Origin of the sequence: Streptomyces olivaceoviridis (assembly GCF_014650115.1) — a bacterium.
Taxonomy (GTDB): Bacteria; Actinomycetota; Actinomycetes; order Streptomycetales; family Streptomycetaceae; genus Streptomyces; species Streptomyces olivaceoviridis.
Genome location: NZ_BMUI01000001.1, coordinates 481,588 through 502,948 on the forward strand (window position 1 = coordinate 481,588; position 21,361 = coordinate 502,948).

The 21,361-nt window shown below is 74.2% G+C and carries 14 protein-coding genes; 10 read left to right on the forward strand and 4 right to left on the reverse strand.

The window, feature by feature from the left end; genetic code table 11:
* The 3 genes from IE273_RS02175 to IE273_RS02185 all read left to right on the forward strand — a co-directional run bounded on the left by IE273_RS02175 (window position 1) and on the right by IE273_RS02185 (window position 4,580).
* Window positions 1–1,380: a PP2C family protein-serine/threonine phosphatase gene (locus tag IE273_RS02175; protein WP_189813390.1), complete on the forward strand. Its 1,380-nt coding sequence runs from the start codon at window positions 1–3 to the stop codon at window positions 1,378–1,380.
* A gap of 115 nt (window positions 1,381–1,495) precedes the next feature.
* Entirely contained in the window at window positions 1,496–2,839 is a 1,344-nt protein-coding gene (locus IE273_RS02180) for a VWA domain-containing protein (RefSeq protein ID WP_189813391.1), read from the forward strand.
* Window positions 2,840–2,873: 34 nt separating this feature from the next.
* Window positions 2,874–4,580: an FHA domain-containing protein gene (locus IE273_RS02185; RefSeq protein ID WP_189813392.1), complete on the forward strand. Its 1,707-nt coding sequence runs from the start codon at window positions 2,874–2,876 to the stop codon at window positions 4,578–4,580.
* Window positions 4,581–4,586: 6 nt separating this feature from the next.
* Here the strand turns inward: IE273_RS02185 and IE273_RS02190 are convergent, their stop codons facing one another.
* Window positions 4,587–5,564, reverse strand: a complete 978-nt coding sequence (locus IE273_RS02190) for a methyltransferase domain-containing protein (protein WP_189813393.1) — start codon at window positions 5,562–5,564, stop codon at window positions 4,587–4,589.
* Between the two features lie 86 nt (window positions 5,565–5,650).
* Between IE273_RS02190 and IE273_RS02195 the strand changes: the two genes are divergently transcribed.
* From IE273_RS02195 to IE273_RS02210, 4 genes are all read left to right on the forward strand, one after another.
* On the forward strand, window positions 5,651–6,055 hold the full coding sequence (locus tag IE273_RS02195; RefSeq protein WP_014672780.1) for a globin: 405 nt from the start codon (window positions 5,651–5,653) through the stop codon (window positions 6,053–6,055).
* A 163-nt stretch (window positions 6,056–6,218) separates the two neighbouring features.
* The gene (locus IE273_RS02200; RefSeq protein ID WP_189813394.1) at window positions 6,219–9,521 is read left to right on the forward strand and encodes an FtsX-like permease family protein; all 3,303 of its coding nucleotides are present in this window, start codon (window positions 6,219–6,221) and stop codon (window positions 9,519–9,521) included.
* Between the two features lie 494 nt (window positions 9,522–10,015).
* On the forward strand, window positions 10,016–13,060 hold the full coding sequence (locus IE273_RS02205; protein WP_189813707.1) for an FtsX-like permease family protein: 3,045 nt from the start codon (window positions 10,016–10,018) through the stop codon (window positions 13,058–13,060).
* Between the two features lie 83 nt (window positions 13,061–13,143).
* A complete protein-coding gene (locus IE273_RS02210) occupies window positions 13,144–14,094 on the forward strand; it encodes an ABC transporter ATP-binding protein (RefSeq protein ID WP_189813395.1) in 951 nt (316 codons plus the stop codon).
* A gap of 159 nt (window positions 14,095–14,253) precedes the next feature.
* On the opposite strand, the gene IE273_RS02215 is transcribed toward IE273_RS02210, so the two are convergent.
* Genes IE273_RS02215 through ettA form a run of 3 tightly spaced genes read right to left on the reverse strand, consistent with a single transcriptional unit; the run spans window position 14,254 to window position 17,045 of the window.
* A complete protein-coding gene (locus IE273_RS02215; protein WP_189813396.1) occupies window positions 14,254–14,934 on the reverse strand; it encodes a DUF8185 domain-containing protein in 681 nt (226 codons plus the stop codon).
* Window positions 14,931–15,374, reverse strand: coding sequence for an acyl-CoA thioesterase (locus IE273_RS02220; RefSeq protein WP_189813397.1), 444 nt, complete (start codon window positions 15,372–15,374; stop codon window positions 14,931–14,933). The genes IE273_RS02215 and IE273_RS02220 overlap by 4 nt, the downstream gene beginning before the upstream one ends.
* A 6-nt stretch (window positions 15,375–15,380) precedes the next feature.
* Entirely contained in the window at window positions 15,381–17,045 is a 1,665-nt protein-coding gene (ettA, locus tag IE273_RS02225) for an energy-dependent translational throttle protein EttA (protein ID WP_189813398.1), read from the reverse strand.
* A gap of 631 nt (window positions 17,046–17,676) precedes the next feature.
* Between ettA and IE273_RS02230 the strand changes: the two genes are divergently transcribed.
* From IE273_RS02230 to IE273_RS02240, 3 genes are all read left to right on the forward strand, one after another.
* On the forward strand, window positions 17,677–18,168 hold the full coding sequence (locus tag IE273_RS02230) for a hypothetical protein (protein ID WP_189813399.1): 492 nt from the start codon (window positions 17,677–17,679) through the stop codon (window positions 18,166–18,168).
* Between the two features lie 47 nt (window positions 18,169–18,215).
* Complete coding sequence (locus IE273_RS02235; protein WP_229887041.1) at window positions 18,216–20,183, forward strand: NHL repeat-containing protein; 1,968 nt, start codon at window positions 18,216–18,218, stop codon at window positions 20,181–20,183.
* A 264-nt stretch (window positions 20,184–20,447) separates the two neighbouring features.
* Window positions 20,448–21,197 (forward strand): lytic polysaccharide monooxygenase auxiliary activity family 9 protein, encoded by a 750-nt coding sequence (locus IE273_RS02240; RefSeq protein ID WP_373309280.1) that lies wholly within the window; start codon window positions 20,448–20,450, stop codon window positions 21,195–21,197.
* Window positions 21,198–21,361: the final 164 nt, after the last annotated feature.

A 21,361-nucleotide genomic window follows, 5' to 3' on the forward strand; every position in this document is an offset into this window, starting at 1 on the left:
ATGTCGCAGATGCCCCAGCAGGCCGCACTGGCGAAGTGCCCGAGCTGCGCGGAGCCCGTGGAGTCGGGTGACCTGTTCTGCGGAGCGTGCGGATACGACCTTTCGGTGGTGTCCGCGCCGCCGCAGGACCATCCGACGCTGACCATGACGGGCCCCGCCGGCCCCGGGGACGGCACGCCGTGGCCCACCCCCGGACCACCCGGCCCCGCGGCCTCCCCCGAGCCGCACCTTCCGACAGACCTGCCGGGCACCGACTCGGGCGGCACACCCCTGTCCGGCGAGGGATCCGGCGCCGCTCCGGGGGCCACACCCCCGGCGGGGCCGGGCGGCGCCGAGCCGGGCGGGCACGAGGGCGGCGGGGGGCATTCCTCCGGTTCCGGGGTGCGGTTCGACCGGCCGGACGAGCCCGACGAGTACCCGTTGCAGGCACCGGCCCCCCGGCCGGCCTCCGCACCGGCCGACCCGGCGCAGCTCTGCGTGGCCTGCCGGGCGGGCCGGGTGGACAGCGACGGCTACTGCGAGAACTGCGGGCACGCCCAGCCGCGCGAACGCGACCACGTGGAGCGGGAGTCGGGACCGGTCGCCGCCGTCAGCGACCGCGGCCTGCGCCACCACCGCAACGAGGACGCCTTCGCCGTCGGCCACACCACGCTGCCCGACGGCACGCCGGCCGCGCTGGCGATCGTCTGCGACGGTGTGTCGTCCGCGACCCGCCCCGACGACGCCTCCCTGGCCGCCTCCCGGGCGGCCGGCGACACCCTGCTGGCCGCGCTGCCGCGCGGCACCCACCCGCAGACGGCGATGCACGAGGCGATCGTCGCCGCCGCTCAGGCCGTGAACGCGCTCGCCGAAGAACCCGCCACCGCCCGCGAGCACGCCCCGCACCAGAACGCGCCGGCCTGCACGATCGTCGGCGCGGTCGTCACCCCCGGACTGCTGGTCGTCGGCTGGGTCGGCGACAGCCGCGTCTACTGGGTGCCCACCGACCGCACCGCACCGCCCGCCCGGCTGACCGAGGACGACTCCTGGGCCGCCCAGATGGTCGCCGCCGGCCTGATGAGCGAGGCCGAGGCGTACGCCGACGCGCGCGCCCACGCGATCACCGGCTGGCTCGGCGCGGACGCCTACGAACTGGAGCCGCACACCGCGTCGTTCAAGCCGGACCGGCCCGGCGCCGTGGTGGTGTGCACCGACGGGCTGTGGAACTACGCCGAGACGGCGGAGGAGATGTCCGAGGTCCTCCCGCTCGACGCGGCGGCCCGCCCGCTGCACAGCGCACGGGTGCTGGTCGGCCACGCCCTGGACGGCGGGGGCCACGACAACGTAACAGTGGCGGTCCTGCCGTTCCCGCTGCCGCCGCAGGGGGCAGGATCGGCCTGAGGGCCGTATCCGACGGGGGAACGGCACGGGGAAGCCGCGGCGGACCGGTGGGGACCGGTCCGCTCACAGTCGTCGCCTCGCGTCGGCGAGGTGTCCTAGGGGGATGTGAGCAAGGATGGCCAATTTCGCGAAGTCGAACGTGCCGCGGTTCTCGGTGGACGTCTACCAGAACGAGTACCTGCCCGAGGGCGGCAGCGAGGTCAACGCCATCGTCACGGTGACCGCGACCGGCGGCGGCACCATCGGCAGCGCGCTCACCGCACCGGTGTACCCGCCGGGCGGGGGGCCGTCCGCCGCCGTGGCGCTCATGGTGGACTGCTCGGGTTCCATGGACTACCCGCCGACCAAGATGCAGGGCGCCCGGAACGCCACGGCCGCCGCGATCGACACCCTGCGCGACGGCACCCGCTTCGCGGTGATCGGCGGCACGCACGTGGCCAAGGAGGTCTATCCGGGCGGCGGGCGGCTCGCGGTCGCCGACGCCACCACCCGCGAGCAGGCCAAGCAGGCGCTGCGCCGGCTGAGCGCGGGCGGCGGTACGGCCATCGGCACCTGGCTGCGGCTCGCCGACCGGCTGCTGTCCGCGGCGGACGTCACCCTCCGGCACGGCATCCTGCTCACCGACGGCCGCAACGAACACGAGTCGGCGGAGGATCTGCGGGCCACGCTGGACGCCTGCGCCGGCCGGTTCACCTGTGACGCGCGGGGCGTGGGCACCGACTGGGAAGTGAAAGAAGTCACAGGGATCGCCTCGGCGCTGCTCGGCACCGCCGACATCGTCGCCGACCCGGCCGGTCTGGCCGCCGACTTCACGCGGATGATGGAGACGGCGATGGGCAAGGAGGTCGCCGACGTCTCCCTGCGGGTGTGGACACCCGTCGGCACGACCATCCGGTTCGTCAAGCAAGTCGCCCCCACCGTGGAGGACTTGACCGGCCGCCGCACCGAGGCCGGGCCGCGCGCCGGGGACTACCCGACCGGCTCCTGGGGCGACGAGTCCCGTGACTACCACCTGTGCGTGACGGTCCCGCCGGCCGGGCTCGGCCAGGAGATGCTCGCCGCGCGGGTCTCCCTCGTCATCCCGGAACCGGACGGAAGTGCGCAAAACCTCGGCGCGCAGGGGCTGGTTCGGGCCGTCTGGACCGACGACATGACCGCCTCCACCGCGATCAGCCCCCAAGTCGCCCACTACACCGGGCAGGCCGAACTGGCGCAAGTCATCCAGAAGGGCCTGGACCTTCGCAAAGCGGGGGATTTCGATGGAGCAACCGCCAAACTGGGGCGCGCGGTTCAGCTCGCGAACGCCTCGGGGAACGCGGATACTGCGAAACTGCTTGCGAAGGTGGTGGACGTGGTCGACGCCGTGACAGGTACTGTGCGGTTGAAGACGAGGGTCGCGGAGGCGGACGAGATGACTCTGGAGACCCGGTCCACCAAGACTGTTCGTGTGAAGAAGTGACCCTCGGAAGCGTAGGAGAAGGGGAAGCACCGACATGCCGACCTGCCCGAACGGACACCAGTCGGGTTCCGACGACTGGTGCGAGGTCTGCGGTCACCGCATGGCCGGTGCCGTACCTCCGCCCCCTCCGCCGCCCCCGGGCGGTTACGGCTTCCCGCCCCCGCAGGGCGGCCCGGCCGGCGCCCGGCCGCACCCGGCCGGCGGCTCCGACCCGGAGCCGGAGCTGTGCCCGCAGTGCCGTACGCCCCGCGAGGGCGGCGCGCCGTTCTGCGAGGAATGCCGGTGGAACTTCCTGACCAACACGGCGACCTCCTACACCCCGGCCGCCCCGCGCTCGCCGCAGCCGCGGTTCCAGCCGCCGAGCTCGACGTACGGCGGGGGTGACGGGTACGAGTACCAGGGTTCGCGGCCCTCGCGGGTGAACCGGCCCGCCGAGCCGCTCCCGTCCTTCCACAGCGAGCCGTCGGGCCCGACGCCGTTCGGCGGCGACCGGGCCCCGTCCGGCCCGCCGACCTCCCCCGGCCCCTCGGGTCCGGCCCCCTTCGGCGCGGGCAACCAGCGCCCGCCCGGAGCGCCGCAGGGCTTCGGCCAGGGTCCGGGTCAAGGCGGTCAGGGTGGTCAGGGTGGTCCGGGGCAGGGCCCGGGTGCCGGCAACCCGTCCGGTCCCGGCGGCCCCGGTGGTTTCGGTGGCCGGGGCGCGGTGCCGGGCCAGGGTCCCGGTGGCCAGGGTGGCCCGGGTTCCGGTGGCCCGTCCGGCTTCGGTGGCGGTCCCGGGCAGGGACCGGGCGCCGGTGGCCCGTCCGGTCCGTCCGGGTTCGGCGGCGGTCCGGGGCAGGGTCCCGGCGGTCCGGGCGGCCCGTCCGGCTTCGGTGGCGGCCAGGGCCCCGGCGGTCCGGGCGGCCCGGGTTCCGGTGGCCCGTCCGGCTTCGGAGGCAACCCGGGGCAGGGTCAAGGCCAGGGCCCGGGGTCCCAGGGCCCCTCCCCCTTCGGGCGTGAGCCCTCCCGTCCCGGTGGCCCGGCCGCGCCCGGCCCCTCCGGCTTCGGCGGTGACCCCTCGCGTCCGGCGCCACCGCCCGGCGGTCCCGGCGGTGCCCCGCAGGCGTTCCAGCCCTCCGGGCAACCGGCCCCGCCCGCCTTCCCGGGCGGGACCCGCCGGCCCCCGGCCGCCGACGACGACTGGGTGATCTCCCCGCCGTCGTCCACCGGCCCCGGCGGTCAGGGCGGCGGCTACGGCTACCCGCAGCCCGGCGGCACCCAGACCCCGCCGGGACCGGGCGGACCGGGCGGCTTCCCCCAGGCACCGCAGGCTCCGCACGCGCCGCAGGCCCCCCGGTCGACCACCTGGACCGCGACCATCGGCCCGGACCGCGAGTACTTCATGGCGATGATGCAGCGCTCCGGCCCCGAGGCCGCGGGCCTGAACCTGCCCGCGTACTCGCCCGAGCAGCAGCGCGTGCTGACCGGCGACCAGGTCACCATCGGCCGCCGCCGGCACTCCACCGGCGACACCCCCGACATCGACCTGTCGGTGCCGCCGGAGGACCCGGGTGTCTCGCACCAGCACGCGATGCTGGTGCAGCAGCCGGACGGAAGCTGGGCGGTCGTCGACCAGAACTCGACGAACGGCACCACGGTCAACATGTCGGAGGAACCGATCCAGCCGTTCGTGCCGGTCCCGCTCCAGGACGGCGACCGGGTGCACGTGGGCGCCTGGACGACGATCACCGTCCGCCGGGGCTGACCGCGCTCAGGGCAGGGGCCAGGCGTACGGCCCCTGCGGGTCGTCCAGCCACGCCCAGGCGTGCTCGCCGGAGACCGTGACGCCGTACCGGCCGCGTTCCGGTTCGCCCTCGCGCTCCCACAGGGCGTACGCCTCCTGCGGGTCGAGGGTGCCGCGGGTCAGGGTGAGCAGGAAGCGGAACGGCTCCTGCTCAAGGGCCCGGCGTGGCAGCCCGGCCGGTGAGACGCCCTCGGGCTGCGCCCGGCGCCCGCCGCGCAGCGGCACGAAGAAGGCGGCCCCGGGCAGGAACGGGCCCTCGGCGTGCTCCGCGTCCCGCACGGTGAGCGTGAGCAGGCCGGTGGCGAGCGGGGTGAGGACGCGCGCGCCGGCGCGGCACTGGGCGAGCCAGGCGCGCGGCACCGTGGACAGCTCGCAGGTGGCGATGATCCGGTCGAAGGGGGCGCGTTCGGGCACCCCACGCGCGCCGTCACCGGTGACGACGACGGGGTGGTGGCCGGCCGCCGCGAGGTGCTGCCGGGCCGACTCGGTGATCTCCGGTTCCAGGTCGATGGTGGTGACGAGGTCGTCGGCGCCGAGCCGGTGGGCGAGCAGGGCCGCGTTGTAGCCGGTGCCGGCGCCCACCTCCAGCACCCGGTCGCCGTCCTCGACGCGCAGGGCGACCAGCATCCGGGCCATCAGGGAGGGCTGGCTGCTGGAGGAGAGCAGCTCGCCGTCGCGCAGCCGGGTGGCCAGCGGCACGTCCGCGTAGGCGCCGCGCACCCAGCGCTCCCGGGCCTCGCGGTCGGGACTCTCGCCCCAGCGGCGCTCGTAGCCGCGCGCCCCGGTGACGTAGTAGTACGGCACGAACAGGTGCCGGGGCACCGCCGCGAACGCCTCCCGCCACACCGGGTCGTCCGCCCAGGCCCCGTCGGCGTCGATCTCCCGCACCAGCTCGGCCCGCGCCGCGTCGGCGAGAGCCTCGATCCCGGTGTCGTAGACGCCCATGGGTCCACAGTAGGGGCGGGCGGCCTGCGGACGGGGCTGGTCCTAAGCCTTGAGTCCTCGGTCACCCGGTCTGAGACGATGGACGGGTGAATGAGATTCGGCGCGGCACGCTTCAGGAGCAGACCTTCTACGAGCAGGTCGGCGGGGAGGAGACCTTCCGCCGGCTCGTCCACCGTTTCTACGAGGGGGTCGCGGAGGACCCGCTGCTGCGGCCGATGTACCCGGAGGAGGACCTGGGACCGGCCGAGGAGCGGCTGGTGCTGTTCCTGATGCAGTACTGGGGCGGTCCGACGACGTACAGCGAGAACCGCGGCCACCCCCGGCTGCGCATGCGGCACGCCCCGTTCACCGTGGACCGGGCGGCGCACGACGCGTGGCTGCGGCACATGCGGGTGGCCGTGGACGAGCTGGGGCTGTCGGAGGAGCACGAGCGGACGCTGTGGAACTACCTGACGTACGCCGCCGCGTCGATGGTCAACACCCCCGACTGAGCACCCGGGACTGACGGGTCGTCACTGAAGGTCGGATTCCGGTCACCCGTCGCCGCATTCCGATCACAATCCGGTATAGACCGGCGAACAACCGCTTACCCGTCGCCCGGCCCTCTGCCAGCATCGCCCGCAGGTCTGGAAGCACCGGACACACGGGGGCCGGGTGACGGGGTTCGTCTTCTCACGCGCGCGTGCGCACCGCCTGCTGCTGGGCGCCGCGCTGCTGACGGTGGTGCTGACCACCGCCGTGCTCGCGACGCTCACCGCGTACTCGGGGGCGATCGGCGACGCGGCACTGCGCCATGTGCTCGGCGACCCGCGCAACGCCGCCGACACCGCGCTGATCGTGAAGGCGGACGTGCCCCCGGCCGAGCGGACCGCCGCCGACACCGCCGTACGCCGGGGCGCGCGCCGGGCCTTCGCCGGGTCACCGGTGACCGTACGGACCCTGCGCCGCTCGGGGCCGTACGCCCTGCCCCGCTCCCTCCAGCCGCCCGCGAGCAGGTCGGGCGACCCGGACCTGACGTACTTCGCGGCACTGGACCGTACGCAGGTGCGGGTGGCCGCCGGCCGCCTCCCCCGCCGTACCGACGGCGAGGCCGAGGTGGCGCTCCCGGAGACGGCGGCCCGCGCGCTGCGGCTGGAGCCCGGCGCCCGGCTCATCCTGGCGGACCGGCTGGAGGGGCCCGCGGTCCGGGTCCGGGTCGTCGGCGTGTACCGCCCCGCCTCGGTGACGGCACCGTACTGGCGGCTGGACGACCTGCTCGGGCGCGGGGTGAAGAAGTCCGGCTTCACGACGTACGGGCCGCTGCTCACCGACCCCGCCGTCCTCACCGGCGGCCGGGTCAGCGCCGGAGCGACGGGCTGGCTGGCGTCGGCGGACTTCGCCTCGGTGACGACCGGCCGGATCGGGGAGCTGCGGGCGGCGGCCCGGGCCGGCAGCGCGGCCCTGCGCGAGCCGGCCGCGCTGAGCGGTACGACGGTGTCGCAGACCGCGCTGCCGGACGTGCTGGACCGGGTGGACCGATCCCTGCTCGTGGCCCGCTCCACCCTGCTGATCGTCGCGCTCCAGCTGGTGCTGCTCGCCGGCTACGCGCTGCTGCTCGTCGCCCGGCTGCTCAGCACCGAACGCGCCGACGAGACCCGGCTGCTGCGGGCCCGGGGCGCCTCCCGCACCCGGATCGCCGCGCTCGCCGGGGCCGAGGCGCTGCTGCTCGCGCTGCCCGCGGCCCTGTGCGCGCCACTGCTCGCCGGCCCGCTCACCGCACTGCTGGCCGGACACGGCCCGCTGGCCCGGCTCGGCCTGCGCCTGGACCTGCCGGCCGCCGGCCGGCCCGCCGTCTGGCTGGTCGCGGCCGGGGTCGCCGTCGGCTGCGCGCTGGCGGTGACCGTACCGGCGGTCACGGGCACGGGGGCCGAGGCACGCCCGTCCGGGCCCCGGCGCTCCTGGGCCCCGAGGCTGCGCCGGACGGCGGCCCGGCCGGGCGGCGCGCGGGCCGTGCCGGCCCCGCTGCGGGCCGGCGCCGACCTCGGGCTGCTCGCCATCGCCGCGGTGGCCTACTGGCAGCTGGGCCGGCAGGACTCCGGCGCCGTGGCCGCCGACCGGTCGGGCGCGCTCGGCGTCGATCCGCTGCTGGTGGCCGCGCCCGCGCTGGCCCTGCTCGCCGGGACCGTGCTCACGCTGCGGCTGCTGCCGCCCGTGGCGCGGTTCGCCGAACGCTGGGCGGCCGGCGGGCGGGGGCTGCCGGCGGCGCTCGCGGGCTGGCAGTTCAGCCGGCGCACCGCGCGCGGCACGGGCCCGGTGCTGCTGCTCGTCCTCGCCGTCGCCCTCGGCATGCTCGCGATCGGGCAGGCCGCCTCCTGGGACCGCTCGCAGGACGACCAGGCCGACTTCCGGGCCGGGGTGCCGGTGCGGGTCCTGGCCTCCGGGGAGGACGGGTTCGGCCGTACGGACCTGTACGGCGGCCTGCCACGGGTGCGCGAGGCCGCCCCGGCCGTGCGCGCCGCCCAGCCGCTGTCCGGCGACCGCACGGCGACCGTGCTGGCCCTCGACACCGCCCACGCGGCGGACGCGGTCCTCATGCGCCCCGACCTGGCGGACGAACCGGTACGGCCGCTGCTGGGCCGGCTCACCCCCAAGAGCGCCCCCGCCGGGGCCGGGGTCCCGGCGGGCACCGCCCGGCTGAAGCTGACGGCCCGGCTGCGCAGCTCGACCGGGCCGGGCACCACGACCGCGGTGACGGTCACCCTGACCGACCGGTACGGGGTGCCGTACCAGCTGCCGGCCGGGCAGCTCCCCGCCGACGGGCGCCCGCACACCCTGACCCTCGCCCTCGGCACCGCCACCGGACCGGCGACCCTCACCGGTCTCCGCCTGGACCTGACCCAGCCCGCCGAACGGGCCGAGCACCACCGCCTCACGATCGACGGGCTGACCGCGTCGGGCACGGACCACCCGCTCACCCTGCCCGCCCGGTGGACCACCACCGCGGAGGCCGGCGGCGCCGCCGTACCGAGCGCCGCGACCAGCCCCACCCGTCCCGAGGTCACCGGCACCCACCCCCTGGCCTTCGCCTACAGCACCGGCTACCTCCCGGACGCCGGCATCTGGACCGTCGCCTCCGTCACCCTCCGGCTCCAGGCCGCCCAGCCCGTGCCCGCCGAGGTGCCGGCCGTCGCGACCGACCGCTACCTGGGCGCGGCGGGCGCCCGCACCGGGCAGCGGGTCGACCTCACCCTCGGCGACCGGCGGGTGCCGGTGCGGATCGTACGGGCGGTACGCGCGCTGCCGGCCACCGCCGACCCGGCCGCCACCGGCACCCACGACGGCGGTGCCGTCCTGCTCGACCTGCGCGCCCTGAACCAGCTGCTCCAGGCCCGGTACGGCGAGAACGCCACCCCCACCGAGTGGTGGCTCGCCACCGCGCCCGGCGCCTCCGCCCGCGTGGCCGCCGCCGTCCGGGCGCTGCCGGACGTCGATCCCGGGCAGGTCGTGGTGCGCGACGAGATCGCCGCCGAACTGCGCGACGATCCGTTCGGCGCCGGACCGGAGGCCGCGTTCACGGCGGCGGCCGTGGTCGCGGCGGCGCTCGCCGCCGTCGGCTTCGCGGTCGGCGCCGCCGGCGCGCAGCGGGCGCGCGGCGCCGAGTTCGCCGTCCTGCGCGCACTCGGCACACCGCGCCGCCAGCTGGCCCGGACGGTCGCCGCCGAACAGGCCGTCCTGGTGGGCCTGGCGCTGGCGGTGGGCCTGGGCCTGGGCACCGTACTGGCCCGCACCGTCCTGCCCCTGATCGTCCTGACCGGCGAGGCGACCCGCCCGGTACCGGACCTGCTGGTCCGACTCCCGCCCGGACAGGTGGCGCTGCTGCTCGCCGCCGTCGCCGTGGCACCACTGACGATCGCGGCGACAACCGCCGTACGCCGGGCGGACCCGGCACGGGCGCTGCGCGGGCAGGGGGGTGAGTGACGTGGGGATCGCTCCGGGTCCCGTCGCTGCGCAGGCGGCCACCGCGTGCCTGGTGACTCCATACCGGCGGACCCGTCCACGGGACGCACTCGGACCGGTACCCGCCACGCACCGGCCGACGCCATACGCCGTCTCAGCCGAGGCGCCCCGCGCGGGCACTCCGCCCGTACGCGCCCGGATGCCGGACACGCCCACGACGGTGACCGCCGCGCACCGGCCCCCCACGCACCAGCCGACGCCACACGCCGTCTCAGCCGAGGCGCCCCGCGCGGGCACTCCGCCCGTACGCGCCCGGATGCCGGACACGCCCACGACGGTGACCGCCGCGCACCGGCCCCCCACGCACCGGCCGACGCCACGCGCCGTCTCGGCCGAGGCGCCCCGCGCGGGCACTCCGCCCGTACGCGCCCGGATGCTGGGGGCGCTCGCGGTGGGGGCCGCCGTGGGTCGGACGGGGCGCGTGCGGGCGGCGCACGCTCAGGGAGGTGAGTGACATGGGCCGGCCGTTGCCGCGCGTGGTCGCTCCGTGGGTGCGGACCCGGCTGCGGGCCGCGCCCGGTGCCGCCGTCGCGCTCGCGTTGCTGGTCGGGCTGGCCGCGTGTCTGGCGGGCGCCTTTCCGCGGGCGGTGGACCGGTACGAGGACGCGGGGCTGCAACGGACGCTCCGCCAGGCCCGTCCGGAGCACACCACCGTACGGGTGTCGGCGCCCCAGCCCGACCTCGGCCTGCCGCCCGAGCGGCGCGCCGCGGCACTGCGCCCCGACGCACTGGAGCGGCAGTACGAGAAGGTGCTCGGCACGGTCGGCAGCCCGTTGAGCGTGCAGCGCGCCCAGTCCGCGTACGGCGTCGCCGGCACCGTCAGCCCGGCGGTGCCCGACCCGTGGCTGCCCCGGCCGACCGGACTGCCCGCCCACATCTCGCTGGCCGCGCAGCACGGCCTCGCCGACCACGCGCGCGTGCGCACCGGCCGGCTGCCGCGCGCCCCGCACCCGGTCGACGCCTCGACCCCCGAGGTGGAGGCCGCCGTCACCGCCGCCACCGCCAAGGCCCTGCACATCAAGGTGGGTTCGGTCGTCCACATGCCGGCGCCCGGCCGCGACCCGCTCGCCGTCCGGGTCACCGGCATCCTCGTCCCGCGCGACCCCGACAGCGCCTACTGGTCCACCGTCCCGCTGCTGCGCACCCCGACCCTGGTGACCCTGCCCACCCCCGGCCCGGACCCGGACAAGTACTGGCTCGGCGCGCTGCTGCTCGCCCCCGAGGCGGCCCCCGCCCTGCTGGGCACCAGCACCAACCCGGCCCGCTACTGGCACCTCGCCCCCGCCCTGCGCGGTCTGCGCGCCCACGACCTGGACCGCCTGCGGTCGGCCGTCGCCGCCCTGGAGTCCGGTCCGGGCCTGCAACGCGCCCGCGCCGTCACCGACGACGGCACCGACGTCAACACAGACCTGGACGACGCCCTCGCCTCCTTCTCCCGGCTGCGCTCCGGCATCGCCCCGCTGGTCTCCGTGGCCGCCGCGGGCGCCGCGACGGTCGTCGCCGTCGTCCTGCTCATGACCGGTGGCCTGGCCGCCGACCGGCGCCGCGTCGAACTCGCCCTGCTGCGCGCCCGCGGCGCCTCCCTGTCCGGCCTCGCCGGGCGGCTGCTCGCCGAGACCGCCGTGATCGCCGTACCGGCGGGCGCCGCCGGCCTGGCGGGGTCCCTGCTCGTGGTCCCCGCCGGCCGGGTCGTCCCGGCCGTCCTCTCCGCCCTGGCCGTCACCCTGGCCGCCTGCGCCGCCCTCCCCCTGCGCGCCGTCCTCGCCCACCGCGCGGTCCGGCTGACGGCTCCGCGCGAAGACATCGCCTCGGTACGGCCGTCCCGGCGCCGTACGGTCGCCGAGCTGACCCTGCTGGTGCTGGCCGCCGGTGCGGTGGCCACCCTGCGCCGGCGCGGCACGACGGGCGACCAGCTGACGGCCGTGGCCCCCGTCCTGGTCGGAGTCATCGCCGCGTTGGTGCTGCTCCGCGTGTACCCGCTGCTGCTGCGGCGCCTGTCCGGTCCCGCCGGGCGGCTGCGCGGCGCGGTGGGCCACCTCTCCCTGGCCCGCGCTGGCCGCACCCAGGGCTCCGCGGTGCTCCCGCTCCTCGCCCTGCTGACCGCGCTGACCACGGCGGCGTTCGGCGGCTCGGTGCTGGCGGGTGTGGCCGAGGCCCGCGACCGGGCGGCCCTGCTCACGGTCGGCGCGGACGCCCGCGCCGACGCGGGCGCCCCCCTGCCGGCCGACGCCCCCGCCCGGGCCCGCTCGGTCCCCGGGGTCCGCGCGGTGACACCCGTCAGCATCGCGTACGAGGCGAAACCGGAGGACGGCGAGAACGCGGTACCCCTGCTGGGCGTCGACCCACAGGGCTACGGCGCCCTGACGACGTACACCGGCCTGGGCACGCTCCCGCCCGCCCGGCTGACGGCGGGGGGTCGGACCGGCACGGGCCGGCTGACGGCGGGGAGTCAGACCGGCACGGGCCGGCTGACGGCGGGGGGTCACTCCGACGCGGTCCGCCTGCCGGCTGGGGGCCGCTCCGGCACAGGCCCGCTGACGGCGGGGGACCAGTCCGGCACGGTCCCCCTGCCGGCTGGGGGCCACTCCAGTAGCGGCCACCCCGCAGGCGGGGACCACTCCCGCACCGCCCGCCTGACCGCCAAGGCCCACCTGACAGCCGAGGCCCACCCCGGCACCGCCTCCCTGACAGCCAGGGCCCGCCCCGGCACCGGCCGCCTCGCGGGCGACGACCGCTCCGGTCCGCTCCCCGCCGTCGCCTCCCCCTCCGTCGCCTCCTCGTACGGCACCCGGCGGCCGTTCCTGGTGCGGCTGGAGGACGGCAGCGCGGTCACCGTGCGGATCGTCCTGGTCCGCGACCGCACGCCGGCCGTCTCCGGTCCCGACTTCCTCGTCGTGGACCGGGCGGGCCTGCCCGCCCGGGCGAGCCGTCCCACGACCCTGCTGCTCACCGGCGACCACGTGGACGCGGACGCCCTCCGGAAGGCCGTGGGAGGCTCCGCCGCCGTACGGCTCCGGGCCGAGGAACGCGCCCGGTACGCCGACTCGCCCCTCCAGTCCGGCGCCGAGCACGTCTACACGGCGGCCGTCGCCACGGGGGCCGGCTTCGCCGTGCTGGCCCTGCTGCTGTCGCTGCTCCGGGCCGCCCCCGAACGGTCCGCGCTGCTGGCCCGCCTGCGCACGATGGGCCTCACCCGCGCCGAGTCCCGCCGCCTGCTGATCCTCGAATCCCTGCCCCAGGCCCTCCTGGCAGCCCTGGGCGGCACACTGACCGGCTGGACGGCGATCCGTCTCCTCGCACCCGGCATCGACCTGACGACCGTCGCCTTCCCGACGGCCCGGACCCCCTTGACCGAGACCCGCCTCCACCCGGACACCTGGTCGCTCCTGCTCCCGGCCCTCGCGGTGGTGACGGTGGCGGTGGGAGTGGCGGCGCTGCAAGCCTGGTGGACAGGACGACGGGGCTCGGTCACAGAACTACGGGCGGGAGACGGCCGATGACGCCCCACAGGACACCCGGCCGGCACGGGCAGGCGACCCCACCCCCCGCCCGCCACGGGCACGGCGCACCCGCAGGAGACCCCATGACAACCGACCCGAGCCTGACCGAGCTGGCCCACCGCGTCACCGAGGCCGGAGCGAACCCCGCCTACGGCCATGACGCCCTGATCACCTGCGACCGCCTCGTCCGCGTCTTCACCACCGCCGGCATAGAGGTCCAGGCGCTCCAGGGCCTGGACCTCCTCGTCCGCGAGGGCGAACTGATGGCGCTGGTCGGCGCGTCCGGGAGCGGCAAGTCCACCCTGATGAACATCCTCGCCGGCCTCGACACCCCCACCGCCGGCGCGGCCCGCGTCGCCGGCCGCGACCTGCTCACCATGACCGCCGCCGACCGCCTCGCCTACCGCCGCGAGGTCGTCGGCTTCGTCTGGCAGCAGACCGCCCGCAACCTCCTCCCCTACCTCACCGCGGCCCAGAACGTCGCGCTGCCCCTCCAGCTCTCCCGCACCCGCAAGGGCCGCCGCGCCCGCGCCGAACACGCCCTGGAACTCCTGGAGCTGCTCCAGGTGGCCGACTGCCGCGACCGCCGCCCGCAGCAGATGTCCGGCGGCCAGCAGCAGCGCGTGGCGATCGCCGTGGCCCTCGCCAACGACCCGGCCGTCCTGCTCGCCGACGAACCCACCGGCGAACTCGACTCCCAGACGGCCGCGCAGATCTTCGACGCGTTCCGCACGGCCAACGAGACCCTGGGCACCACGATCGTCATCGTCACGCACGACCAGGCGGTGGCGAGCGAGGTCCGCCGTACGGTGGCGATCCGGGACGGCCGTACGTCCACCGAGGTGCTGCGCCGCAGCGAGATCGACGCGGCGACCGGCCATGAGACGGTCGTGGCCCGCGAGTACGCCATGCTCGACCGCGCGGGCCGCCTCCAGCTGCCCGCCGACTACCTCCGCGCCCTGGACATGCGCGACCGGGTGGCCCTGGAACTGGAGTCCGACCACATCGGGGTATGGCCCGACAACACACAGTGAGCCGAACCACCCGGTTCAGCGCACACCGACCCGCCTGGCCAAGCGCACACCGACCCGCTCCGCGCAGCGCACGCCGACCCGCCTGGCCAAGCGCACACCGACCCGCGCCGTTCAGCGCACGTCGACCCGCTCCGCTCAGCGCACGCCGACCCGCTCCGCTCAGCGCACGCTGACCCCGAAGGCCCCGAGCAGCCCCGTCTGCCGTACGGCCACCGAGCCGTACGGCGTACGCAGCCGCAGCCACGCCCCCGAGGAGAACAGCCCGATGTCGCCCGGCTCGCTGCCGGGCCGCAGGAAGCCCAGTGACCGGGCCGCGTGCACGGCCCGTACCGGCAGCCGGGTGCCCGCGATCTGCCGGGACCAGATGTCCTGCCCGATCCGGTCCAGCTCCGCGCGGGTACGGTTCCGCGGCCCCAGTTCCTCGGTGCGCGAGCGGAATTCGGCCACCGAGGCGGCGACCGTGGCACGCAGCGCGTCGGGCGCCGGCAGCCCCGGCTCGGGCTGCCAGCCGGCGCGCGGCGGCAGCACCCCGGCCCACGGGGGACCGGTGACCGCGCCGGGGACGGCGGCGGTGGCCGCGCGCTCGTCCACGGACTCCAGGAACTCACCGGCGGAGACGGTCACGTCGAGGGTGGCGTCGAGCCCGTCCTCGTACGGCTTCGCCAGCCGCACCGCGCGGACGGCCAGCACCTCGAAGGACGGCGGCCGGCCGAAGACGGCGAGTGCGGTGCCGGCGGCCTGCAACCGCACCGCGGCTCCACGGTCGAAGTGGAGCAGCCGGGAGAGGAAGGCGGCGAGGTCCGCCGCCTCCGTCTCGTCGGCGAGGTGCAGCACCGTCATGCCGCGACGGCCTCCCCTTCGGGATCGGGCTCGGCGTCCGCGGGGCCCTCGGCGGTGTCCGTGTACTCCTGGAGGAACTCACGCTCTTCCGCGGTGATCCGCCGCGGGCGCTGGGCGTCGAAGTCGAACGGGACGATGACCGTCGACGCCCGTACGTACACGAGATCGCCGTCCTTCACCTCGTAGGTGAGGGTGAAGGACGCGGCCTTGATCTCGGTGACCCACAGCTCGATGTCCACCGGCTCGTGCCGGTGGACGAGCTGCCGCTTGTAGTCGATCTCGTGGCGCGCCACCACGGACCCCTGCTTGAAGTCCTTGTCCGGGCGGAACAGGAAGTCGATCCGGGCTTCCTCCAGGTAGCGCAGGAACACCACGTTGTTGACGTGGCCGTACGCGTCCATGTCCGCCCAGCGCAACGGGCAGCGGTAGATGTGGCGCAAGACCGATCAGCCCCGGGTCAGCTTCTTGTAGGTGGCGCGGTGCGGACGCGCGGCGTCCGGGCCGAGCCGCTCGATCTTGTTCTTCTCGTACGACTCGAAGTTGCCCTCGAACCAGAACCACTTCGACTCACCCTCGTAGGCGAGGATGTGCGTCGCGACGCGGTCGAGGAACCACCGGTCGTGGGAGACGACGACGGCGCAGCCGGGGAAGTCCAGCAGGGCGTTCTCCAGGCTGGAGAGCGTCTCGACGTCGAGGTCGTTGGTGGGCTCGTCGAGGAGCAGCAGGTTGCCGCCCTGCTTCAGGGTCAGCGCCAGGTTGAGCCGGTTGCGCTCACCACCGGAGAGGACACCGGCCGGCTTCTGCTGGTCCGGGCCCTTGAACCCGAAGGCCGACACATACGCCCGGCTCGGCATCTCGACCTGGCCGACGTTGATGTAGTCGAGCCCGTCGGACACGACCTCCCACAGCGTCTTCTTCGGGTCGATGTTCTCGCGGCTCTGGTCGACGTAGGAGATCTTGACGGTCTCGCCGACCTTGATGTCACCGGAGTCCGGCGTCTCCAGGCCCTGGATCATCTTGAAGAGAGTGGTCTTGCCGGCGCCGTTCGGGCCGATGACACCCACGATGCCGTTGCGCGGCAGCGTGAAGGACAGCCCGTCCACGAGGATCTTCTCGCCGAAGCCCTTGTGCAGGTCGTTGACCTCGACGACGACGTTGCCCAGGCGCGGGCCCGGCGGGATCTGGATCTCCTCGAAGTCCAGCTTCCGCATCTTGTCGGCCTCGGCGGCCATCTCCTCGTACCGTGCGAGACGGGCCTTGGACTTGGCCTGCCGCCCCTTGGCGTTCGACCGCACCCACTCCAGCTCTTCCTTGAGCCGCTTCTGGCGCTTGGCGTCCTTCTGACCCTCGACCTTGAGGCGGGCGGCCTTGGTCTCCAGGTACTTGGAGTAGTTGCCCTCGTAGCCGTGCAGACGGCCCCGGTCGACCTCGCAGATCCACCCGGCGACGTTGTCCAGGAAGTACCGGTCGTGGGTGACGGCCACGACGGTGCCCGGGTACTTGGCCAGGTGCTGCTCCAGCCAGTTCACCGACTCGGCGTCGAGGTGGTTGGTGGGCTCGTCCAGGAGCAGCAGGTCGGGCTGCTCCAGCAGCAGCTTGCAGAGCGCGACGCGGCGCTTCTCACCACCGGAGAGGTTGGTCACCGGCCAGTCGCCGGGCGGGCAGCCCAGCGCGTCCATGGCCTGCTCAAGCTGGGCGTCGAGGTCCCACGCGTTCGCGTGGTCCAGCTCCTCCTGGAGCTTGCCCATCTCGTCGAGCAGCGCGTCGGAGTAGTCGGTCGCCATCAGCTCGGCGATCTCGTTGAACCGGTCGAGCTTGCCCTTGATCTCGGCGACACCCTCCTGGACGTTCTCCAGGACGGTCTTCTCCTCGTTCAACGGGGGCTCCTGGAGCAGGATGCCGACGCTGTAGCCGGGCGAGAGGAAGGCGTCACCGTTGGACGGCTGCTCCAGCCCCGCCATGATCTTCAGCACGGTCGACTTACCGGCACCGTTCGGGCCGACGACGCCGATCTTCGCCCCGGGGAGGAAGTTCAGGGTGACGTCGTCGAGGATCACCTTGTCGCCGTGCGCCTTGCGCGCCTTGCGCATGGTGTAAATGAACTCAGCCAAGAGAAACCGTCCGGCAGCTTGAAATCTGGCAGTGGGCAGATACACCCCATCTTGCCTGACCGCCAGCCCTGGATGGAAACCCGTCCGATGCGGGTGTCCTGACCTGCGCTTTCTCGGTGGCGGCTGCTGCCTGTCCGGCACAGCCGGTCACTGCCGGCCGACCTCGGCGCCCTCGTACGGCCCAGGGACGGCCCGAGCTGATCACCACGGTCCCGCCGGCCGCTCGACGGCGGCCGTCGGCGATACGGCGCATGGCCCTCAGCCGGGCCGGCCGCGTCGGCAGCGGTGGCGGTTCTCCCCGAGGGCGCCGACAATGGTGATGGTCGGCTCGATCCCATATCCCGATGCCGTATCCCGATGCCGTATCCCGATGCCATATCGAGCGATCCAGCGCCGGCGTAGAAAGCAATCCAGCGCCGGCGTAGAAGCGGTGACCTGCGCGGCGGCGAAGGCATCAGGTGGTGGCACATTGTCGCTGGCCGCCCGTTGTTTTCTCGCCTCCGAAATCCATTCCACAGGTCTCTAAGGTCTCGAAGATCTCGAAGGTCTCTGGGCGAGCGGGCGCATTTCCGAGTCGAGGCCGCGTCGGGGCACGGGTGACGTTTCGTAACGACTGCCGGGAGGATGCATCGTGGCACTCACCGAGACGGATCTGCTCACCATGGGCGACGGGGGCTTGGTGGAACTCTTCCGCGCCAGTCCGCCCGGTGACATTCCGCACGGCCCGCTGGAGGGCACGGGCATCGTCCGGTGGGGAGGCAAGTGGGTGGCCGAGCCGCTCGCCCGGCTGGTACGCCTGGCCGTGTGGCGGGGCAAGGTCTTCGACCACGAGGGCTATCTGAGCAATCGGATGACCTCGTTCGACGTGCTCGCCATTGTGGCTCAGGTGTACACCGGGCCGAGCCTGCTGGACGACCAGGAGTGCATCGTCATCGACTATTCCAGGATTTCACTGGTAGCTCGGGGCGTTCGGGACGAGATGCGCGAAGTCGGCCCAGGACTTTATCTGGGCGTGGTCTGGCTGCTGGGGGTCCGGGTCGGCTGGTTCGCACTGAGAGTGCCGGAAACCGGGTCCAAAGGCTTCGGGGCCGAGCAAGCCGCCGACAGGAATTCTGCTTTCTGATCGATCCGCTCCGCGTGCTTTCGCCGCACGGCACAAAGGAACGATTCATGAGTATTCCTGGCATGCACGCTCGCCCGCTGTCGACCCGTAAAGGCAGCCGCAGCACGGTACGGGCCGGGGCCCTGCGGCTGGCGTCGGCCACTGTCGCGGCGGCCTGTGCCGCCTTCGCCCTACCGACATCAGCGCTCAGCGCCGCACCGACCTCCTTGCAGGGGACCGTCACCGGGGCGGGCAAGCCGCTCCGGGGTTCCCAGGTCACGCTCATGGCGGGGTCACGCTCCGGAGCCACGAAGCTGGGCCAGGCCACCACCGACGCGCACGGTTCCTTCCGGATCACGTACACCAAGCCTGCCGACGGCGTCCTCTACGTCGAGGCCGCGTCCCAGCAGGCGCACCGACTCCGACTGCGCTCGGTCGTCGGGTTCGGCGCGGGCGGCGCGGTACCCGAGCGGACCGAGACCAAGGTGACGGTCAACGAACTGACCACCGTCGCCGCGACGTACGCCCTCGCCCAGTTCAACGACCGACGCGGCATCGCGGGACCCGCTCCGGGGCTTCAGAACGCTGCCGCGACCTCGTTCACCCTCGCCGACCCGACGACCGGCAAGCCAGGAAGAGCCCTCACCGGTGACAGCGCCAACAGTGAGACGCTCGCCACGCAGAACACGCTGGCCAACCTCGTCTCGCTCTGTGCGACGGACAGCGCCGGATGCGGCAAGCTGATCCGACTGGCGACACCGGCCGGCGGCAGCCCGCCGACCGACACCGTGCAGGCGGTCCTCAGCCTGGTACGCAACCCGACGCAGTCCCCGGGCCGCCTGGAGGCCCTGGCCCGTACCGCGACCGTGTTCACTCCGGCCCTCACGGCGGCACCCGCGTCCTGGATCCTGGCCGTCCGCCACCCCGCTCCCCAGGTCTACGCACCGGGCCGCATCGCGTTCGACGCGAAGGGCAACGTGTGGGCGAGCAACAACTGGAAGCCGGGTACACGGGACCCCAGCGCCTACGTCACCGTGCAGGATCCCACCGGCCGACCGGCCCTCGGCAGCCCCATCATCGGAGGCGGCATGAAGGGCGGAGCCTGGGGCCTGGCGATCGATCACGACGGATCCGTGTGGGTGCCCAGCTACGGCGGCAACGCCATGTCGAAGTACTCGTCCTCCGGCAAGCCCCTCTCACCCTCTGCCGGGTGGAAGAACGGCGATCTCGTCAAACCACAGGGCGTCGCCGTCGACCAGCGAGGCAACATCTGGATCGCCAACTCCCACGGCCTCAAGGGCAAGCCCGGGGTGGGCAGCGTCGTGGTGTACCCCCATGGCGATCCGAGCAAGGCCATCACCATCACCGACAAGAGCTTCAACCACCCGTTCGCCGTGCAGATCGACGGCCAGGGCCGGGCCTGGGTCACCAACAGCCACTTCTCCTTCCAGCAGATCAGGGAAGCGGGCCGGCCCAGCAACATCGGGGGGAGCGTCACGGTCATCGGCCCCGACTTCAAGCCGGTCGCCTCGACCACCGACAAGTCGCTCCAAGGACCCCTCGGGTTCGCCCTGGACAGCAAGGGCAACGCCTGGGTGGCCAACTTCTTCACCAGCTCCGTCACCGAGATCCGGCCGAACGGAACCATCGCGGGCGTGCACCGACTGCCCAAGAAGGTCTTCCCCTGGTCGGTCGCCATCGACGGCCAGGACCGCGTGTGGGTCGCCGGCTTCGGTAACTCCTCCGTGACACTCCTGTGCGGGGTGAACCGCGCAGCCTGCCCGTCCGGCGCGTCCCCCGGCACCGTCCTGTCCCCCGCGCAAGGCTTCCGGAACAAGGCGATCCAGCACCTCACCGCGGTCCAGATCGACTCCTCCGGCAACGCCTGGGTGGCCAACAACTGGTCGAAGATCGTGCCGCCGACCGGCGGTGTGGGCCTGGTCGAACTCATCGGCGTCGCCACCCCGGTCTGCACGCCCTTGACCCCCCTGCCGACGCGCCCGTCGTCGGCGACCACCACGGCCTGCCCGAAGTAGACCGCGCGAGCCGACGCGCCCCGGCTCAGGATCCGGGGCGCTGTGCTGACGGGGCGGATTCCGCTCCGGTCTTGGCGCCCGCCGACTCGGCGACTCGGCGACTCGGCGACTCCCAGGTTTGGCGGAAACGAACCGTTGCCGCCACGGAGCGCACCGCGCAGCCTAGAGGGCGCGGGAGCGCTCCCATGCCGCCTTCCGCCACAACCCCACAGTGAACTCGTGCGTGCACCGTGAACCCATCCCCCACACAGGAAGAGCCCCGTCATGCATTGTCATGAACATGCACATCGTGCTGAGCCCGCAGATCGTGACCTCGTGCGTGGTGATCTCGTGCGTCGTGACCTCTCATATCGGTATCTCGCACGTCGTACGGTCGGCCGTCTGGCGCTCGTCCTGAGCACCCTCGTCGCGGTACTCGTCAGCCTGATCACCTGGGGCGGCACGGCCTCCGCCCACGGCTCGGTGATCGACCCGGCCTCGCGCAACTACGGCTGCTGGCAGCGCTGGGGCAACGACTTCCAGAACCCGGCGATGGCGGAACAGGACCCCATGTGCTGGCAGGCATGGCAGGCCAACCCCAACGCCATGTGGAACTGGAACGGCCTCTACCGCAACGGTTCCGCCGGCAACTTCCAGGCCGTCATCCCCAACGGACAGCTGTGCAGCGGCGGCCAGACCGAGGGCGGACGCTACAACTCCCTCGACGCCGTCGGCCCCTGGAAGACCACGGACATCGGCGCCAACTTCACCGTCAAGCTGTACGACCAGGCCAGCCACGGCGCGGACTACTTCCTCGTCTACGTCACCCGGCAGGGCTTCGACCCCACCAGGCAGCCGCTGACCTGGAACGACCTGCAACTGGTCGCCCGGACCGGCAAGTACGCGCCGAGCCAGAACTACGCGATCCCCGTCAGCACCTCCGGCTACAGCGGTCGCCACGTCGTCTACACCATCTGGCAGGCCTCGCACATGGACCAGACGTACTTCCTGTGCAGTGACGTGAACTTCCGCTGACCCACTGCCGGCCCCCGCACCCCCCCATCCCGCCCCACATCTCACTGTCGTCACCCCCGTCCCCACCCGATGGACGCGACCCGGGCGAGCTGGGGCCGGGTCGCGTCCAGCTCGGTTGGGAGCGCTCCCGGAACCGTGGGGGCCTCCCCCTCCCCCTCCCCCTC